The sequence below is a fragment of the Evansella halocellulosilytica genome (assembly GCF_002335745.1).
Classification (GTDB): domain Bacteria; phylum Bacillota; class Bacilli; order Bacillales; family Salisediminibacteriaceae; genus Bacillus_CA; species Bacillus_CA halocellulosilytica.
Map to the genome: position 1 here is coordinate 3,314,565 of NZ_NIST01000001.1, position 18,390 is coordinate 3,332,954.

At 36.7% G+C, this 18,390-nt stretch carries 20 protein-coding genes; 19 read left to right on the forward strand and 1 reads right to left on the reverse strand.

Features of this window, described 5'->3' with window-relative positions:
- The 12 genes from aroA (at position 1) to CD001_RS15985 (ending at position 11,516) form a co-directional block, all read left to right on the forward strand.
- Entirely contained in the window at positions 1-1,293 is a 1,293-nt protein-coding gene (aroA, locus tag CD001_RS15930; RefSeq protein ID WP_096188640.1) for a 3-phosphoshikimate 1-carboxyvinyltransferase, read from the forward strand.
- Between the two features lie 90 nt (positions 1,294-1,383).
- Entirely contained in the window at positions 1,384-2,283 is a 900-nt protein-coding gene (locus CD001_RS15935) for a hypothetical protein (protein ID WP_096188641.1), read from the forward strand.
- A gap of 143 nt (positions 2,284-2,426) precedes the next feature.
- Positions 2,427-3,704 carry a tetratricopeptide repeat protein gene (locus tag CD001_RS15940; RefSeq protein WP_096188642.1) on the forward strand — a complete coding sequence of 426 codons (1,278 nt, stop codon included), beginning with the start codon at positions 2,427-2,429 and terminating at the stop codon, positions 3,702-3,704.
- A gap of 362 nt (positions 3,705-4,066) precedes the next feature.
- Positions 4,067-5,113 (forward strand): hypothetical protein, encoded by a 1,047-nt coding sequence (locus CD001_RS15945; RefSeq protein WP_096188643.1) that lies wholly within the window; start codon positions 4,067-4,069, stop codon positions 5,111-5,113.
- Positions 5,114-5,259: 146 nt separating this feature from the next.
- Positions 5,260-5,808, forward strand: a complete 549-nt coding sequence (locus CD001_RS15950; RefSeq protein ID WP_096188644.1) for a ReoY family proteolytic degradation factor — start codon at positions 5,260-5,262, stop codon at positions 5,806-5,808.
- Positions 5,809-6,283: 475 nt separating this feature from the next.
- Positions 6,284-6,760: a YpiF family protein gene (locus tag CD001_RS15955; RefSeq protein WP_096188645.1), complete on the forward strand. Its 477-nt coding sequence runs from the start codon at positions 6,284-6,286 to the stop codon at positions 6,758-6,760.
- Between the two features lie 185 nt (positions 6,761-6,945).
- Positions 6,946-7,392 carry a QcrA and Rieske domain-containing protein gene (locus tag CD001_RS15960; RefSeq protein ID WP_096190642.1) on the forward strand — a complete coding sequence of 149 codons (447 nt, stop codon included), beginning with the start codon at positions 6,946-6,948 and terminating at the stop codon, positions 7,390-7,392.
- A gap of 18 nt (positions 7,393-7,410) precedes the next feature.
- Complete coding sequence (qcrB, locus tag CD001_RS15965) at positions 7,411-8,082, forward strand: menaquinol-cytochrome c reductase cytochrome b subunit (RefSeq protein WP_096188646.1); 672 nt, start codon at positions 7,411-7,413, stop codon at positions 8,080-8,082.
- Positions 8,083-8,113: 31 nt separating this feature from the next.
- Positions 8,114-8,920: a menaquinol-cytochrome c reductase cytochrome b/c subunit gene (locus CD001_RS15970; RefSeq protein WP_096188647.1), complete on the forward strand. Its 807-nt coding sequence runs from the start codon at positions 8,114-8,116 to the stop codon at positions 8,918-8,920.
- Between the two features lie 340 nt (positions 8,921-9,260).
- Positions 9,261-9,872: a lipoprotein heptaprenylglyceryl N-acetyltransferase LhaT gene (locus CD001_RS15975; RefSeq protein WP_096188648.1), complete on the forward strand. Its 612-nt coding sequence runs from the start codon at positions 9,261-9,263 to the stop codon at positions 9,870-9,872.
- A 59-nt stretch (positions 9,873-9,931) separates the two neighbouring features.
- Entirely contained in the window at positions 9,932-10,750 is an 819-nt protein-coding gene (locus CD001_RS15980) for a sporulation protein YpjB (protein WP_096188649.1), read from the forward strand.
- Positions 10,751-10,832: 82 nt separating this feature from the next.
- Positions 10,833-11,516, forward strand: coding sequence for a zinc metallopeptidase (locus CD001_RS15985; protein WP_096188650.1), 684 nt, complete (start codon positions 10,833-10,835; stop codon positions 11,514-11,516).
- Positions 11,517-11,722: 206 nt separating this feature from the next.
- On the opposite strand, the gene CD001_RS15990 is transcribed toward CD001_RS15985, so the two are convergent.
- A complete protein-coding gene (locus CD001_RS15990; RefSeq protein WP_257009832.1) occupies positions 11,723-12,595 on the reverse strand; it encodes a YitT family protein in 873 nt (290 codons plus the stop codon).
- A 153-nt stretch (positions 12,596-12,748) separates the two neighbouring features.
- Between CD001_RS15990 and CD001_RS15995 the strand changes: the two genes are divergently transcribed.
- The 7 genes from CD001_RS15995 to CD001_RS16025 are packed head-to-tail and all read left to right on the forward strand — an operon-like array spanning position 12,749 to position 18,262.
- Positions 12,749-13,096: a nucleotide pyrophosphohydrolase gene (locus tag CD001_RS15995; protein ID WP_096188652.1), complete on the forward strand. Its 348-nt coding sequence runs from the start codon at positions 12,749-12,751 to the stop codon at positions 13,094-13,096.
- Positions 13,093-13,887, forward strand: coding sequence for a 4-hydroxy-tetrahydrodipicolinate reductase (dapB, locus tag CD001_RS16000; protein WP_096188653.1), 795 nt, complete (start codon positions 13,093-13,095; stop codon positions 13,885-13,887). The genes CD001_RS15995 and dapB overlap by 4 nt, the downstream gene beginning before the upstream one ends.
- 23 nt (positions 13,888-13,910) lie before the next feature.
- Positions 13,911-14,333, forward strand: coding sequence for a methylglyoxal synthase (gene mgsA, locus CD001_RS16005; RefSeq protein ID WP_096188654.1), 423 nt, complete (start codon positions 13,911-13,913; stop codon positions 14,331-14,333).
- Complete coding sequence (gene bshB1, locus CD001_RS16010; protein WP_096188655.1) at positions 14,326-15,039, forward strand: bacillithiol biosynthesis deacetylase BshB1; 714 nt, start codon at positions 14,326-14,328, stop codon at positions 15,037-15,039. The genes mgsA and bshB1 overlap by 8 nt, the downstream gene beginning before the upstream one ends.
- The gene (bshA, locus tag CD001_RS16015) at positions 15,036-16,175 is read left to right on the forward strand and encodes an N-acetyl-alpha-D-glucosaminyl L-malate synthase BshA (protein WP_096188656.1); all 1,140 of its coding nucleotides are present in this window, start codon (positions 15,036-15,038) and stop codon (positions 16,173-16,175) included. The genes bshB1 and bshA overlap by 4 nt, the downstream gene beginning before the upstream one ends.
- Before the next feature lie 2 nt (positions 16,176-16,177).
- Entirely contained in the window at positions 16,178-17,293 is a 1,116-nt protein-coding gene (locus tag CD001_RS16020) for a hypothetical protein (protein WP_096188657.1), read from the forward strand.
- A complete protein-coding gene (locus tag CD001_RS16025) occupies positions 17,294-18,262 on the forward strand; it encodes a biotin--[acetyl-CoA-carboxylase] ligase (protein WP_096188658.1) in 969 nt (322 codons plus the stop codon).
- The last annotated feature ends 128 nt before the right edge of the window (positions 18,263-18,390 follow it).

The window sequence follows — 18,390 nt, forward strand, 5'->3', positions numbered from 1 at the left end:
ATGAGCATTGTCATAGAACCTTATGCGAATGGGTTAAAAGGAATAATAAACGTACCCGGTGATAAATCAATCTCACACCGAGCAGTCATGTTTGGTTCAATTGCAAAAGGTAAAACTGAAATAAAAGGATTTCTTAATGGAGAAGACTGCTTAAGTACGATAAGCTGCATGAAGCAGTTAGGTGTCGACATCATCGAAACAGATGACTCAATTGTTATTTCAGGAAAGGGAATGAACGGTTTAAAAGAGCCAAGTAAAGTTCTCGACGTCGGTAACTCAGGGACGACGATCCGTTTGTTGTCCGGAATTCTTGCAACTCAGTCTTTTTCTTCGGTTCTTGCCGGAGATGATTCGATTGCAACTCGACCGATGGGAAGAGTAACAGGTCCGTTAAAAATGATGAATGCTTTCATTGATGGGAGAAATTATGGCCAATTAACCCCCCTTACCATTCGAGGCGGTCAATTACATGGAATAAACTATGTTTCTCCAGTTGCTAGTGCACAAGTAAAGTCTGCCATATTACTTGCAGGTTTAAATGCTATTGGGAAAACGAAAGTAACTGAACCGTATAAATCTAGAGACCATACTGAAAGAATGCTAAAGGCTTTTCAAGTTGAACTAAACATAAACGAAAGTTCAGTCGAAATTGAGGGAGCGCAAGCTCTTACTGCGACAAATATTCACGTACCTGGTGATATATCATCAGCTGCATTTATGTTAGTTGCTGGAGCTATTACGAAAGAAAGTGAAATTACATTAGAAAATGTTGGGGTTAATCCAACAAGGACCGGAATTATTGATGTGTTACAAAAAATGGGGGCATCCATTTTTGTTGATCATGACGACAATGCCACTTTTGAACCGACAGCAAATATTACGATCAAAACGAGTAACTTAAAAGGGATTACAATAGAAGGGGACCTTATTCCTAGACTTATAGATGAAATTCCTGCAATAGCTGTTCTAGCTACTCAAGCTGAAGGAAAAACGATCATTAAAGATGCAGCAGAATTAAAAGTAAAAGAGACAAACCGAATTGATACAATGGTTGACCAACTAAAATCTTTAGGGGCGACTATTGAAGCAACGGATGATGGGATGATTATCGAAGGAAAATCCCATTTATCAGGTGGAACAGTTGATAGTTTTGGTGATCACCGTGTCGGTATGGCAATGGCTCTTTGCAGCCTAATTGCAGATGAACCAGTAACAATTTTAAATAGTGAAGCGATTAACGTTTCATACCCAGGTTTCTTTCAAGACTTTACAAAATTAAAAACGAACTCATAATTAGTGTATTCATTCTTAAAACAAGACATATCCTCTTATTTATTCGCATAGCTTGTCTATAACAGTTTATGTGAAGGCAGGGGATGTGAATTGAAATATATTATGGATATAAGTGAACATAACTCAACTGAAAAACGAAAAGTATGGGTAGAAGATGGAAAAGTTCGCTACACTTCACTGCCCACTAAATATCAAGGAATCATGAAAGTATGTTCCAACCGTTTTATGACTCAACCAGGTAATGTCATGATTGATAATCAAGTCGTTTCATATTTTGAAAGAAACGAAGGAATATCTTATATAAAACAAATGCTTCTATTTGGGTATTCAACATTTATCCAAAGGATAAGCATAGATTACGAAAGTGAAACGGATCAAATTTTATCCTATACGAGACAGATGTTAAACCCCTCTCCAATCGATTATGCACTTGCAGTTTCTATACCACTTTCTAGAGTCACTGAATCATGGCTTAGGAAACTAAAGCAGCAATCGATATCATTCGTTGTCTTTGAGATAAGCTCTGTTGAAGAAATGAAAGAAACTCCGTGGCAAAGACTCATTGAAGCTATGTTTCCAAAGAGGATATTATGTATAGGCGAACCTTCAAGGACGATAGAGAGTGAAAAGGAAAAAAAGGAGATTTATGACAGTTGGTTGCAAGTTGTTGAAACATTTAGGATTAATTCATATTTATCTGTACCTAACAACTGGACTCCTCTTCCACCACTTCTCCTAATGAGGTTAGGGTTATATCCTCAAAAAGGTGTTTTGATCATGGGCAGTGATGCAGATTACATGATGTACTCGTTGAATGGCGAGAAGAAACCATTTGATTTTCCAGAAATTATCGTCAATAAAGGTAAAGTGATAAAAGCTGGACAACGTTGGGAAATTAAAGAAGGCAGCGGGGAAGAGTTGACGAACTTAATACCTGAAAAGATGATCCCAATAAACGATGTTTTCCGATATTCTGACCAATCATTATAGGAGTCATTATTTGACTCCTATTTTTCTTTCGTTAAAATAGTAAGGAAAACATCTGTCTTTGTGTTTATTCTAATACATATACAAAGCGTTGTTTACTGATGTTAATGAATAAACGAGTGTACAAATTAAGGGAGAGTTTTATTATGAATGAACAATTGAAGAAAGCGATTCAGTTAATAGAAAAAGGACAAAGTGAAGAAGGGATAAAAAAAGTCGAAAAATTAGAGAAGTCAGCTGATGATGAAACGAAACGGACGATTGCTGAACTGTACTATGAATTAGGACTTGTTGACCGTTCACTAGAAATTGTTGAACAATTAATGTTTCGTTATCCAGATCACGGTGAACTCTTTGCCTTTGCGGCCGAATGTTACGGTGAGCTAGGTAAAGAAGATGAAGCGATTGATATGCTGTCTGAAATTAAAGAAAATGACCCTGCCTTTTTACAAGCGCAACTTCTTTTAGCAGATATCTATCAAAATCAAGGACTTGATGAAGTAGCTGAACAAAAATTAGTGCAAGCACAAAAGCTTGCACCAGAAGAACCGATTTTACAATATGGTCTAGGTGAGTTTTATTTAAATAGAGGTGATTACTTACAATCAATACCGTTTTTTAAAAAGGTCATCCACAATGAATCGTTTTTAAAAGATCACCCTTTAAATCCTGCATTACGGATAGCAGAAGCATATAGTGCTACTGGTCAATTTGAAGACGCGTTACAATATTACCGACAAGGTCTTGAAAAAGAAGAAGATGCTGATGCATTATTTGGTTATGGCTTTACAGCGATGCAGCTGGAAGATTACGAAACAGCGATGCATCAATTTATGAAGCTGAAAGAGATGGATCCAGACTATATGACACTATATCCTTATTTAGGAAAAGTCCTTAGAGCACAAAATTTAGTAGACGAAGCTTTTGATGTGCTGCAAGAAGGAATCCAAAAGGACGAATTTAACGAAGATCTTTACTTGGAAATGGCAAAAGCTCAATTTTCTAAAGGGAATAGTGATGAAGGAAAAGAATTTTTACAAAAAGTAATCGCCTTAAATCCATCAAATATTACAGCTATTAAAGAATTGCTTCTTTATTTTCATGAGCGGGAAGAATTCGAAGATGTGATCGATTTAATTGAATTTTTAGATGACTATGGCGAATATGACCCACTCTTTGAAAGGTATAAAGCAAAAGCACTTTATGAAACAGACGATTTAGCAGGAGCGGTTGAAGCGTATGAAAATGCCTTATATGATGAATCAGTAGAAGATGATAAATTGCTTGAAGAAGCTGGATACGTTTTATTAGAAGCGGGTAAAAAGCAAAGAGGAATGCAACTGTTAGAAAAGGTACTAAACGACGATCCTGCTCGAATTGATCTTGAAGAACGGATTGAGCAATTAAAGAATAATGGCTATTAAACGTTAAGCTGTCACATCGTGGCAGTTTTTTACATTCTTAGTGAACCAAATGCCTTTCATGTGTGAAAATAAACCTTTAAGGGTTATAATCGTGAGATCTCTTTAAAAGTACAATTAAATGGAAATATCCGGCGATAGCAATTTCGAATTCTAGTTGATTATAAAATAAAAGAAATGGTATCCTCAAAATACTTTTGAGACACTCTCATACTTGTTTAGTCTACAGACTTTCTCACAGTTGATAGGAGCAAATTTTAATTTAGCTAACATGGTCATACATTTCGGATAATTACACATCCTATAAAATAACGAACTTCAGGTGAACTTTTTACCAGATTGAAAAAAATGACTAGGTGGGAAAGATGAATCTTACACAACTTTTATTATCACAGTCTCATAAAGATTTGCTTGAACGGAAAAAATCATTATCTATCTCTTGTAACACACATTCAAAAATGCAATTAATAGAAGAGATTATTCAAAAACTATTAAACCCAGATTACATCATGGAGTCATGGAATAGTCGCACGGAGTCAGAGAAAAACATACTCATCCATTTAGCTTTTCGAACAGTCTCCATATCACCAGTTGAAGAACTATTTTCTTTTTGTAAAAGTAAGCACCGTCAAAATCCAATGAACGATTTGAACATATTAAAGCGTGAAGGTTGGTTATATTTAGATGGGGGCAACTGGATCATTCCTATAGAATTATCGAAGTGGTTGAAAAGTTACTTTGAAAATGAAACGGAAAAAACGTCTATATTTATTCCAACTCCATGTAGTTCCCGAATCCCTTTTATAGATGACGTGTTTACGTTTATGGACTATATAGAAGAAAGGGAGATCAGGTTAACAAAAAGTAAAGCGATTCATAAACAAGACTTAATTGCTATACTGCGTCAACTAACTGCCGGTGAAGAAGTGCCAAAGGATAAATGGCGATTTGGTTATGGAAGGCACTTCCACTCATACCCGAATCAGTTTTCACTCCTTTATGATTTTTGTTTTGAACAAGGTTGGATTCGTGAAGAGGAAAGTTTAGTCGTGACAAAGAAATGGGAGAAAGGACAGCAATTATCAATTAACGAACTTCTCGATCGCCTTCATCGCTGTTACATGAACATATATAAACGGCCGATTCGTTCATTAAAATCCATTATGGCCATTATATATTCAACAATTAAGGAAAAAGTAGCGGTCGAGGAAGAAATGGTAATCAATCTGCTCAAGCCTATAATTGATGAATATTATTTTGATTCGGTTGAATCAATCATTACGATAAGGGTATTGGAAATGCTCGTGTATCAACAAATATTAATGAAAACTTATATAGACGGACAAAATTATTATTCATTGCAGCCAAGGGTTACCAAGCAGCAACAAATAAAAAAGTTGGATTTTATTTAAAATAAATAAAGGATTTTTTCGTTTTTGCTTGAATATATTATATATAAATAAAATGATAAGCTTTGGAAAGGTTCACTCAGTCGTCCATGTCAACAAAGTGGGTAGACTTCCTCAGGTGTATAAAAAAAGTAGAGGGAGGGGTATTGATGAACAATCCTGTTCCAGTTATGGAGAAGCGAGACTTTTTGAAGTGGTTTTTAGATCAATATCAACTTAAACGAAGAGAGTGTGCTTGGCTGCTTAACTTTTTAATAAGCGACGACGTTTTAATGGAACGTGTTCATTTTGTAGAAAAAGCAGAATACTGCCCTAAAGCTTTGCTGATTTCAGCGAATGATGTAGACAGTGTGCCATTTGCTTTTCATAAAAATCAACACGTTACGATGGATGCTGAAAAGTCATTTCACGATATACGTCTAAACAGAAATGAAGACATCTACATTCAGCTTAATTTTAAAGAAAAACAGTCAGCACCGCAATATTTGGCGATTTTAGAAGAAAACCCTTATTTACCTGTAAATGAAAAAGAAGCGAATGTGCAAAGTCTTATTGCTGAAATGGTGTTAGATCATTCAATAAAAATGTATGAACTAAAAATGATTGAAAAGGAAATTGACCAAGCACTCGTTGATAAGGACGAATATACCTTTCATATATTGGCAAAAAAATATAAGCAATTAAAAGCTCAGCATTAGTTGGGCTTTTCTTTTTTTATTACATTCTTTGTAAACCACAGGCTCTTCTCCGAATGCGATTGCAGAGGAAGAACCAGAAAATCATTTTGGTGCACAATGTGTGCGCCTAGGAAGCTGAAGTCTTGCCCGAGGCAATCGAGTGTATTTTTAAACAGTCAACACCAATATAGAAATGGCCTTTACTAAACGGTGAAGTCCACTCTATTTTACTGGATTTTGTCCAACCTTTATGTTGGTAAAGTACCCTTATAGGGCGAAATTAAAACCGCTCATTTTACGGACAGATATTTAATAAAGTGTTATTTAAACAAGTAGAAATATTCCTATCATCAATATTTTAAAATGTTAGTAATCAACATGTTTAAAGAAGTTCATAAAATGTTCAATACTATATTTTGCTAAAAATGATATAATAGATAGTTGAAATTAAGAATATGTTTTGGAATTTTGTACATAAGTAAAGGAGAGAACTATTTTGAAGTGGACAACTGAGCAAATGGATATGTATCTGCAATCGAAGGAATATGTAGACACAGCAATTATTCCATTAGTGCCAGTCGAATGGGAGAAAGATCCCAAAGGGACTGTATCAATGGGAGAGTTTACGGCGATATTAGTTGAGGAATTAGAACGCCAATTTAAAGGAAGAGTCTTTCAAATGATGCCCTTTACATATTTGAAAAGTGAACGAGTAGACGCACTTGTGACACGATTAATAAACTGGGATCGCCACTTATTTGATAATGGATTTAAACATATTATTTATGTCACTTCAGATGGTGAATGGAAAACGAACGAAAGTGAATTACCAGATATGCTTATCTGGATTCCAGCTTTATCCCTTGAATCAATGGACAATCAATATGTAAAGCAAATCATGGATCAGCAGATGAAACAAGTATTACCTTTAATTACAAACAAATGGCAAAAGGAACCAAAAGAGCGTTCGTAATATTTTCATAAAGAAAGCTCATGGATTTTGTTGACATACGTAGAATTGATGGGCTATCATGAGTATGTCTTAGTATCATATTTTGTGTGTCAATTCATAAAGAGAAGTGCAAGTGAGGAGGGAAGGTCGTGAGCGAAGAGAAAAAACACCGTGTGTCAAGACGTCAATTCTTATCGTACACATTAATGGGAGTTGGCGGATTTATGGCTGCCGGTATGTTAAGTCCGATGGTACGCTTTGCATTGGATCCTGCGTTAGAAGCGGGGGATGATACTGAGTTTGTCCAAGTAGGCATTTCAGAAGCTGATTTAACTGAAGAACCACAACGGGTTGACTTTCAAGTTGAAATTGAGGACGCATGGTATACATCTGAGCAGACAAGAGCTGCATGGATTTATAAAGAAGGAAATGAAATCATTGCGTTATCACCAATTTGTACACATTTAGGCTGTACAGTAAACTGGGATACGGAAGATCATCCGGATCAATTTTTCTGTCCATGCCACTACGGGCGATTTGAGAAGGACGGACAAAATGTACAAGGAACACCACCTACTCGTCCATTAGACGTTTATGAAGTTGAAGTTCGTGATGGTGAAGTGTACCTTGGAGGCATTATTCAACGAGGATAGAAAGGGGGGCGCAATGAAATGCTTCAAAAATTATATGATTGGGTGGATGAACGATTAGATATTACCCCAATGTGGCGTGATATTGCTGATCACGAAGTTCCTGAACACGTAAACCCAGCCCATCATTTTTCTGCTTTTGTTTATTGTTTTGGAGGATTAACGTTCTTCGTAACAGTCATCCAAATATTATCTGGGATGTTCCTAACAATGTATTATGTTCCGGATATCGTGAATGCGTATGAATCTGTTTACTATTTACAAAACGAAGTAACACATGGTGTGATTGTCCGAGGGATGCACCATTGGGGCGCTAGTTTAGTTATCGTCATGATGTTCCTTCACACTCTACGAGTATTTTTCACTGGCTCTTATAAAAAGCCTCGTGAATTGAACTGGGTAGTTGGGGTATTAATTTTCTTCGTTATGCTTGGTTTAGGTTTTACCGGTTACTTATTACCATGGGACATGAAGGCTTATTTTGCAACAGTAGTAGGTCTTGAAATTGCAGAAGCTGCACCAATTGTCGGTGGGTTTGCAAAAACATTACTTGCCGGTGGTGAAATAATCGGAGCACAAACACTAACACGTTTCTTTGCGATTCATGTATTCTTCCTACCAGGTGCATTACTTGGACTATTAGGAGCTCACTTCTATATGATTCGTAAGCAAGGTATTTCTGGTCCATTGTAAAATGGAAGCAGATTGAAAAGGAGGGAAAGCTATGCAACGCGGAAAAGGCATGAAGTTCGTTGGGGACTCTCGTATACCTGCTGAACGGAAGCCAAACATACCAAAAGACTACTCCGAATATCCACATAAAACCGAAGCTTTCTGGCCGAACTTCTTGCTCAGAGAGTGGATGGTTGGTGCCGTATTCTTAATCGGATATTTATGTTTAACAGTCGCGCATCCAGCCCCTCTAGAGAGGGTAGCTGATCCTACTGATACAGGGTACATACCATTACCTGACTGGTATTTCTTATTTTTGTACCAGCTTCTAAAGTATGAATATGCTGCCGGTGACTTTACAGTAATTGGAGCCGTTATTATTCCTGGTATTGCTTTCGGTGCACTTTTATTAGCGCCTTGGTTAGACCGTGGTCCGGAACGCCGTCCAATTAAACGCCCGATTGCAAGTAGTTTAATGCTTTTAGGAGTTATTTCAATCATTTTCTTAACTTGGGAATCAGTTGATGATCATGATTGGGAAGCAGCTGCACAACAAGGGGCAATTGTTGAGGATGTCGAAGTTGATGAATCTGCTTTAGGGTATGAAATTTATCAATCACAAGAATCTTGTATCGGCTGTCACGGTGGTGATATGCTTGGTGGAGCTGCTGCGCCGAACATCTTCGAAAGCGATTATAATAAAGATGAAGTTATGGATATAATCATTAATGGTGCAGAAGGTATGCCTGCAGACCAATTTGAAGGTACTGATGAAGAACTTGAAACACTCGCCGAATTTATTGCAAATGATGGCCAAGATCCGGAAGGCAATGGAGATGACGAAGCGGGTGAAGAGTAACAAAAAACTGACTGATTATTATCAGTCAGTTTTTTTAGCACTACAAGGATCACAAAAAGCTATGGACGATCGTATAACGTCCACAAAGGTATTAGCCATCCAAGACTACCGAGAAAGCGTACGAGTTTCTAGAGAAGCAAAATTCGCTTACTGAGAATCTGTTTAATGATATGCTAAGATTTGTTTAAACTAGAAATAGATTATCGTAAGGGTAAAGTGGAGATAAGCTAAAAGACAAGGATAGCATTGAGTGGAAGGAAGTGATTACGCTTTCCTTACATATTCACATTATTGTATGATTTAGTTGAATGTCCCATCTTTACTGTAAAGGAAGATAAAAATGAATAACACATTATATGATCATTTTATGGAACTTCTTATAGATAAGAGATTTTTATTATTATTATTTATTGTCAATGTCGGTGGTACTATTTACGGTTACATATGGTATGCCAATCAACTATCTATTACACCACCACTTTTTCTTGTGTTTGTCCCTGACAGTCCTACTGCAAGTTTGTTTTTCTGTTTCGTCTTATTTGCTTTTATTTTTTTGAAAAAAAATATACCTTTGATTGAAGCGTTTGCTGCTGTAACATTATTTAAATACGGTATTTGGGCTGTTGCCATGATTGTTGCTGGAGCAATCGCAGGTGATACATTAAATTGGCAACAATATATGTTAATTGTTTCTCATTTAGGTATGGCGATTCAAGGTATACTATATATGCCATATTACCGTATTAAGCCGTGGCACCTCATCGTTGTAGCAGTTTGGACGATACATAATGACGTGATCGACTATATTTATGGTATGCATCCGTGGGTTTCTTCGCACATTCATCCGTACATACAAGAAATTGCTTACTTTACTTTTTGGTTAAGTGCATGTTCTCTATTCCTTGTATACATCTTAAATAAACTCATGAAAAAAAGAGATCTTCAAATCTAGTAGGTCTACTCTTGTCCAACTCTTCATACGATTTAGTATGAATAAGAGGAGGGACATGCATGGCTCAACGAATATTAATTGTTAGTGTACTTATATTATCTATGGTTATTTCACCTGTTTACATTGTGGCAGAAAATGATGAGTCCAGTAAGTGGAGGGAATTAAACAGGACAAGCGATAAAATTCTCCAGTATGTACGAGAAGGGCATTATGAAGATGCACATAATCTATTACCTGTATTTTCTGAGAAATTTTTATCATTACAATCTGAAACATCTTCATTGTCAATGCATGAGTTGAACGTCATCACATCTGTATTTGAAGAAGTAGAAGGAGCTACTGTCCAAGTTTCACTCCCGCACGAGGAAAGGGTGAAAGCAGCCACAAAACTCCGATTATTAATCGATGTGTACGAGTCATCTCATTCACCCCTTTGGTTGAAAACTAAAAATCAAACTTTTCAAGCACTATCAAATGTCCAATCAATTGCTAGTGATCAGACAGGTGGCAACCTAGAGCAGAGAATCAATGGATTTATCTCCCAATATGAAGTAGTCCGGCCTGCTTGGTCGGTAAGTTTAAATACGGAAAACTATCAGATGATTGAATCGCAAATTCAATACTTAAGACATTTGCGGGAAAATGGGACGAGGGGTGAAGAGCTTGTTAACCATCTTGACCGCGTAGAGCGACAATTAGAACATATTTATGATGCAAAAGAAGATGAAGTATCAGACCCACAGTTAATTTGGGTTATGGTGACAATCGGTGGGGTTATTATTGCCGTATTATCATATGCTGGCTGGAAAAAGTATCAAGGAGAAAAACAAAGAGAATTAGATAAAATAAAAAGACGAAAGAGGAAACCGTATCGGTAATGTGTTTTCGTTGACACCATTTTAAACTTTGACTAAAATTAATTATACAAACAATGAGTACACATATAGGAGGATGGACGGAATGTCTATGGGTGCATTTATTCTTTATATCGCAATCTTAATGCTAATCCCTTTATGGGCACAATCAAAAGTAAAGAGTACTTATAAAAAGTATTCACAAGTTCGTGCTTCTTCTGGGATGACAGGGGCAGAAGTTGCGAGAAAAATTTTAAACGACAACGGGCTGTATGATGTTCATGTAGAACCGGTAAAAGGGAAATTAACTGACCATTATGATCCGCGGAAAAAAGTAGTACGATTATCTGAATCGAATTACTATGGGAACTCTGTAGCTGGTGCTGCTGTGGCAGCTCATGAAGTAGGGCATGCGATACAAGATGAAGAAGGATACGCATTTTTACGTTTCCGACATGCACTTGTACCAGTTGCAAACTTTGGTTCTAACATTTCATTTTTCTTCATTTTAGCCGGTATCTTTTTACAAATGACTGGAATGCTTTTAGCAGGGATCATTTTTATGTCTGCAGCTGTATTATTCCAATTAGTGACGTTACCAGTTGAATTTAATGCTTCAAATCGAGCAATGGAACAGGTAGTATCTGTAGGAGTTATTCGAAATGATGAAGAACGTGAAACGAAAAAAGTTTTAAATGCAGCCGCATTAACTTATGTAGCAGCTGCACTAGTAGCAGTTGCCGAGCTTGTTCGATTTATATTAATGTATGTTGCAATGAATAACGATTAATAAAAACAACGACACATAGCAGATAAACCTAAGCTTTGTATGAAAGCTTAGGTTTATCTATTCTTATAGAGGATGTTCAAAAAAATCTGGGAAAAATAGTTTTCGCATTTCTGCGTTTACTCGCTTCTCTGTTAATCACATATTAACACCATACACTCCGCTATTCGACTCTTTTAGTCCTCCTTTTTGAACACACACTTATATCGTTAATTTCTTAATGGATTTTTATTTTCATCAAATGTAAACCCCTCACCCATAACATCTTGTACATCACCTAATGTTACAAATGCATGAGGATCTACTTTGGCTATTAAATTTTTTAAGCGTACCATCTCGTTTCTCCCGACAACACAATATAAAACTTCTCGTTCAACTCCCGTAAAGGAACCTTTTCCTTTTAAGATTGTAGCTCCACGATCCATTTCTTGCAAAATTGCATCGGCAATTTGAGGAGCCTTTTCAGAGATGATCATTGCAGCCTTACCTGAGTATGCCCCTTGTTGAATAAGGTCAATAACTTTAGCTGCAACAAAAACTGCGAGTAATGTATACATGGCTTCTCGATAATTTAAATAAATGAGCGATGAGGTAATGACTGCTGCATCAAATAAAAACATCGTTTTTCCCATGCTCCATCCCCAATATTTAAAGCCTAACTTCGCAATGATGTCTACCCCTCCGGTCGTACCACCATAACGAAAGACAATACCGAGACCTACACCGATAAACACGCCAGCAAATAATGCAGCTAGTGTCATATCATCGTACAAAGGCAAGGAGACAAACTTATATCTTTGAAATAACCATAAAAAAATCGATACAGCAATTGTTCCGATAAGTGTATATATAAAGGCATTTCTACCAAGTATTTTCCACCCAATAATAAAAAGCGGGATGTTTAAAACGAGATTCGAGTAAGCTGGGTCGATATTAAACATAAAATAAAGAATTAACGTAATTCCTGTAAATCCTCCGTCTGCTAAGTTGTTTTCCATATTAAAATAAACGAGACCGAAGGACATAATCGCAGTTCCAAGTAAAATAAAGAGAACATTTTTAATATTAATTGATTGAATCAAAAGGTCCACCTCCATAAAGCGCTATTTAACTGCTTCATTATAATTGAACAAGAAATTCGCTTCAATGCTTTTTACAAAATATTTGTCAAAGGTAGTCGTTTTCGCTAACATGATAATGTGAACGATGAATGATATACGAAAGGAAGCTTGTATATGAGTCATAAAACAATCCATGATATGCAAAAAGAAGTCGATGAATACATATCTCAGTTTAAGGAAGGTTACTTTACACCTTTAGCGATGATGGCCAGGTTAACAGAAGAAATGGGTGAACTAGCTCGTGAGATGAACCATTATTACGGAGAAAAGCCAAAAAAGGATAATGAAGACGAAAAGACGATAGAACAAGAGTTAGGAGATATATTATTCGTATTAGTATGCTTAGCAAATTCTTTAAATATTGATATGGAAGAGGCTTTTGACATCGTGATGCAGAAATTTAATACAAGAGATAAAAACCGTTGGACAAGAATTGACAATGAAGGAAGTGAAAATGAATGAGTAATATCGTGATAGCAGGACCGAGAGGGAACATGGGGAAAGAGGCAGTTAAAATGGCAGAATCTACTAATTCATTTACATTAACTGCAGTAGTTGACCGTAAAAATGGCGGTATGTTAATGAAGGATGTACCAGGTATGGAGCCATTAAATATTCCTGTTTTTGAGGATTTAGAAGAATGTTTACAACGAGTAGAATGTGATATTCTTATTGATTTAACAACTCCGGAGCATGGAAAAAATCATATGCTTACAGCATTTGACTACGGCGTTCGCCCAGTAGTGGGGACAACAGGATTTACAGATGATGATGTGCATGAATTAGAGAGAATTGCTCAAGAAAAAAAATTAGGGGCGATTATTGCACCTAACTTTGCTGTAGGAGCGATCCTTATGATGAAATTTTCTCAAATGGCAGCAAGATATATGCCTGACGTAGAAATTATCGAACAGCACCATGATCGTAAACTGGATGCACCTTCAGGAACAGCTGCGAAAACAGCACAGTTAATTAGTGAAGTACGAGAAACAAAACAACAAGGTCATCCGGAAGAAACAGAACAGATAACAGGTGCTAGAGGAGCTGATTTTGAAGGACTAAGGATACATAGTATACGTTTACCAGGGCTTGTTGCGCATCAAGAAGTTATTTTTGGTGGAGAAGGTCAAACATTAAAAATCCGTCATGACTCTATGAATAGAGCTTCGTTCATGCCTGGTGTCAAACTAGCATGTGAAGCTGTTTTAAATCTTGATCACCTTGTCTACGGCCTAGAACATATAATTGAATAGATGCTAAGGAGAGGAGAAACCCGATGAATATTGCTTTTATTGCTCATGATAAAAAGAAAGAGGATATCGTTCAGTTTGTCTCAGCGTATAATCATTTATTTGAAAAGCACGAACTATATTCAACAGGGACTACAGGTAAAAGAATAATGGAAGCGACGAATCTTTCCATTCATCGTTTCCAATCGGGTCCCCTCGGTGGCGACCAGCAAATTGGCGCTTTGATCGCGACAAATAAAATGGATTTAGTATTGTTTTTTAAAGACCCTTTAACAGCTCAGCCTCATGAACCTGATATTTCCGCTTTAATTCGCCTTTGTGATGTATACAGCATTCCTCTGGCAACGAATATGGCGACAGCTGAAGTATTAGTAAGAGGATTGAATCGTGGTGATTTTCAATGGAGAGAGATCGTAAGAGGGGAAAGAAGGATGATCGACAATGAATGAAGAGAAATTAGATATATTAGCGATCGGTGCTCATCCTGATGATGTTGAAATCGGCATGGGCGGTACGTTAGCAAAATATACAAATCTCGGTTATAAAGCTGCAATATTAAATTTAACGAAAGCTGAGCTGTCTTCAAATGGAACAGTTGAAAAGAGACAAGAAGAAGCGATGCTTGCATCTAGCATTTTAGGCGTTAACACGACGATTCAGTGGTCTTATCCTGACCGCGGATTAACATTAACTGCTCAGCAATGTATTGATTCTCTTGTGAAAGTAATCAGACAATACAGGCCAAAACTACTTTTTGCACCGAGTAAAGATGATCGCCACCCAGACCATGTACATTGCAGTAATATTGTTAAAGAAGCTCATTTTAACTCGGGAATTCATCGTTATTTGCCAGAGGAGTGGCAAGCATATCGTCCTGATCAATTATATTATTATCAAATTAATGATATTGGAAATCCAGATTTTATTGTTGATATATCAGAGTTCATGGAAGTGAAAATGAAAGCACTATCTGCTTTTGAGAGTCAGTTCACAATTCATGAACATAGTGTGTCAACACCATTAAATAATAATTACTTAACAAAAGTTAAAAATAGGGAAATGCTTATTGGGAATAAGGTAGGTGTGGAGTACGGAGAAGGTTTCACATCAGACAGACCACTGCTAAAGTCAGACTTACTAGGTGAGAATGTATGACATTAAAAATTGGAATTACATGTTATCCGACCGTTGGAGGCTCAGGAGTTGTCGCTACTGAGCTAGGAAAAGCATTAGCTGAGAAAGGGTACGAGGTACATTTTATCACGTCTAGCATTCCATTTCGGTTAGAGAGCTGCACTGCAAATATATACTTTCATGAAGTCGAAGTGAACCAATACTCAGTTTTTCGTTATCCACCATATGATTTAGCTTTAGCAAGTAAAATGGCAGAAATAGCGAAAAGGGAACATTTAGATATCCTTCATGTTCATTATGCAATTCCTCATGCCATAAGTGCATTCTTGGCTAAAGAAATGGTCGGTGATCATTTAAAAGTTGTCACGACGTTACATGGAACTGATATTACAGTATTAGGCTCTGATCCGTCCTTAACAGATATGATTCGATTCGGAATAGAGAGATCTGATGTTGTTACAGCAGTGTCGAGCGACTTAATTAGGCAAACGGAAGAAATGTTACATACGACTAAACGAATTCAAACGATTTACAATTTTGTCGATCATCGAATATACCACCGGAAGGAAATTAATGGCTTAAAAGAAGAGCATAACATTAAACCTGAACAAAAAGTGATTGTCCACGTTTCAAATTTCAGAAAAGTTAAGCGTGTGCCAGATGTTATTAAAGCTTTCCATAAAATACAGCAAAAAGTCGATTCTGTTTTGTTATTAATAGGGGAAGGGCCAGATTTGCCCGTAGCATGTAACTTGGCAAAAGAATTAGGTATAGCAAATCAAGTAAAATGTTTAGGAAATCAAAAAAGGGTAGCGGAATTATTGTCCATGAGTGATTTAAAGCTACTTTTATCAGAAAAAGAGAGCTTTGGGCTCGTCATTTTAGAGGCTATGGCATGTGGAGTTCCCGTAATTGGGACAAATGTTGGTGGAATACCTGAAGTGATTGAAGATGGCAAAAGTGGTTTCATATCCCCGATGGGGGATATCGATCATATTGCGGATCGAGCGATTCAAATTTTACAAAATCCAAATTTGCAAAAAGAAATGTCAATGAATGCAATGAATCGGGCGAGCATGGACTTTCATCAAGAGAAAATCGTCCAACAATATGAAGACGTTTATCGGTATGCAATAGAAGGACTGGAGGATTCATAAAATTGATAGGTTGGGAACAAGCTGCTGACAAGTTAATAAAAGTGCTAAACAAAGCTGGCTATGAAGCATATATCGTTGGTGGTGCTGTAAGAGATCGAATATTACAACGCCCTGTAAAAGATATTGATTTAACGACGAATGCGTCAATTGAGTCCGTACAGCAATTATTCCCACACCATATTGATGTTGGTGCAAAACATGGTACAGTACTTGTTCAAAAAAGCGGGAATCGTTCACCTGGGTCGATTGAAGAGGACCTGTCCTTACGTGATTACACAATTAATGCAATGGCAATAAATAGTGAAGGAGTATTGATCGACCCATTTGATGGAAAAAAAGATTTGCACCATAAAGTTCTTAAAGTCGTCAATCATTGTAAAAAAAGATTGACGGAAGATCCACTTCGATCATTAAGAGGAGTTCGTTTTTCGCTCCACTACGATTTACAATTCGATCCCTTTACAAAATCTTTGATTGATTCGACTGCGCCTATGATTAATCAAATAGCAGTAGAGCGAATAAGAAGTGAGCTAGATAAAATTGCATCCGAACATCTTTCAAAAGAAAAGGTATCAGTATTGATTCATTCATCTGTTATTCAACAATTACCGCATTTTTTCTCGAATAAAAGTGAATGGCTGAATAAAATTCAAACATATAAAATGCCATTTTCTATCGATAGACCGTTAGAGCTATGGCTTATGGCAACGATAGAGAATCGCAACTCTCATGCTTTTCATTATTATCGTTGCAGTAACAAACTAAAAAAAGAAGCGATTCATCTTACTAAAGCATTTCATGATCTCATACATCGTGAATGGACAAATGAACTTGTCTACCGGATTGGATATAAAAATATTCCTATTATAGAAAAGTTACGAGCATTATGGCTTGGAGAAGAAAAAAAGGTTTCGGACGTTTATACGATTTATGGGCTACTTCCGATAAAAAATCGACAGGAGCTTGTCATAAACGGTAAAGACATTGTATCCTTTTTTCCGAACATACGAGGCTCGTTGATTGGTGAGTATTTAAGAAACATTGAGCATGCAGTTGTGAATCAAGAAGTAAAAAATAATAAAAATGATATTTTTGAATGGCTGAAAAGGAGGGTTTAAATGAAAGCAAGTGTACTGCAATTATTAAGGGAAGGTAATGGACAATTTATATCAGGAGAAAAGATAAGCGAACAATTAAAATGCAGTAGAACGATGGTTTGGAAGTATATCGATTCTCTCCGTAAAGAAGGGTATGACATTGAAGCAGCTTCAAATAAAGGTTACCGTCTTCTGAAGGGCAAAGATACGCTTAGTAACCATGAATTAATGTCTCGTATGTCAGAGCTAAGTCATTTTCAGGATGTCATTTATCAAGAAAGTACCGAATCTACTCAGATGATCGCGCAAAATGCGGCAAATGAGGGCGCCCAAGAAGGAACGGTTGTCGTAGCTGATCAACAAGTATCAGGTCGAGGGAGATTAGGTAGGGTTTGGCACTCTCCTGCTAAAACTGGAATTTGGATGTCCATGATTTTAAGACCGAAAGTCGATTTTCGAAAAGCTCCTCAATTGACTTTAGTAACAGCAGTAGCTGCAGTAAGAGCAATTGAGCATATTACAACCTTAGAAGCTGAAATAAAATGGCCGAATGACATACTGTTGAACGGGAAAAAAATTGCAGGTATTTTAACAGAAATGCAAGCAGATCCAGACCAAATTAAAGCAGTCATAATCGGGCTGGGCATGAACGTAAACCAAAGTAGTTTTCCAGATGGTATTAAAGATATTGCAACTTCACTTTCAATTGAAGCTGATCGGACATTTAATCGAGCTGAATTAATTACGCAAATATTAAAAGAATTTGAGTGGATATATGAAGCTTATTTAACGAAAGGCTTTTCGATTATTAAGCCACTTTGGGAAGCAAGGTCCAATACAATAGGAAAAATGATTAAAGCGCGAACAACACAAAATGTAATTGAAGGCTTTGCTGAAGGGATCGATGAAGAAGGGGTTTTATTACTTCGTGATAAACATGGGGAAGTACATAAAATATACTCTGCAGATATTGATGTCGCAAAACAATAACATTTTTAATTCGTTATCTGTTATACTCAAGATGGACGATATCCTACTTAATGGAATTGTACCATTTTTAAAACTTAAATAAAAAAAGGTTCTGCCTTGATCCGAAAAAGCGGACTGGGACAGAGGGT

What these genes read in the sequence shown, in the direction of transcription:
- aroA (WP_096188640.1), top strand. Translation starts at nt 1, where the DNA reads ATGAGCATTGTCATAGAACCTTATGCGAATGGGTTAAAAGGAATAATA.
- CD001_RS15940 (WP_096188642.1), top strand. Translation starts at nt 2,427, where the DNA reads ATGAATGAACAATTGAAGAAAGCGATTCAGTTAATAGAAAAAGGACAA.
- CD001_RS15945 (WP_096188643.1), top strand. Translation starts at nt 4,067, where the DNA reads ATGAATCTTACACAACTTTTATTATCACAGTCTCATAAAGATTTGCTT.
- CD001_RS15950 (WP_096188644.1), top strand. Translation starts at nt 5,260, where the DNA reads ATGAACAATCCTGTTCCAGTTATGGAGAAGCGAGACTTTTTGAAGTGG.
- CD001_RS15960 (WP_096190642.1), top strand. Translation starts at nt 6,946, where the DNA reads ATGGGAGTTGGCGGATTTATGGCTGCCGGTATGTTAAGTCCGATGGTA.
- qcrB (WP_096188646.1), top strand. Translation starts at nt 7,411, where the DNA reads ATGCTTCAAAAATTATATGATTGGGTGGATGAACGATTAGATATTACC.
- CD001_RS15970 (WP_096188647.1), top strand. Translation starts at nt 8,114, where the DNA reads ATGCAACGCGGAAAAGGCATGAAGTTCGTTGGGGACTCTCGTATACCT.
- CD001_RS15975 (WP_096188648.1), top strand. Translation starts at nt 9,261, where the DNA reads ATGAATAACACATTATATGATCATTTTATGGAACTTCTTATAGATAAG.
- CD001_RS15980 (WP_096188649.1), top strand. Translation starts at nt 9,932, where the DNA reads ATGGCTCAACGAATATTAATTGTTAGTGTACTTATATTATCTATGGTT.
- CD001_RS15985 (WP_096188650.1), top strand. Translation starts at nt 10,833, where the DNA reads ATGTCTATGGGTGCATTTATTCTTTATATCGCAATCTTAATGCTAATC.
- CD001_RS15995 (WP_096188652.1), top strand. Translation starts at nt 12,749, where the DNA reads ATGAGTCATAAAACAATCCATGATATGCAAAAAGAAGTCGATGAATAC.
- dapB (WP_096188653.1), top strand. Translation starts at nt 13,093, where the DNA reads ATGAGTAATATCGTGATAGCAGGACCGAGAGGGAACATGGGGAAAGAG.
- mgsA (WP_096188654.1), top strand. Translation starts at nt 13,911, where the DNA reads ATGAATATTGCTTTTATTGCTCATGATAAAAAGAAAGAGGATATCGTT.
- bshB1 (WP_096188655.1), top strand. Translation starts at nt 14,326, where the DNA reads ATGAATGAAGAGAAATTAGATATATTAGCGATCGGTGCTCATCCTGAT.
- bshA (WP_096188656.1), top strand. Translation starts at nt 15,036, where the DNA reads ATGACATTAAAAATTGGAATTACATGTTATCCGACCGTTGGAGGCTCA.
- CD001_RS16025 (WP_096188658.1), top strand. Translation starts at nt 17,294, where the DNA reads ATGAAAGCAAGTGTACTGCAATTATTAAGGGAAGGTAATGGACAATTT.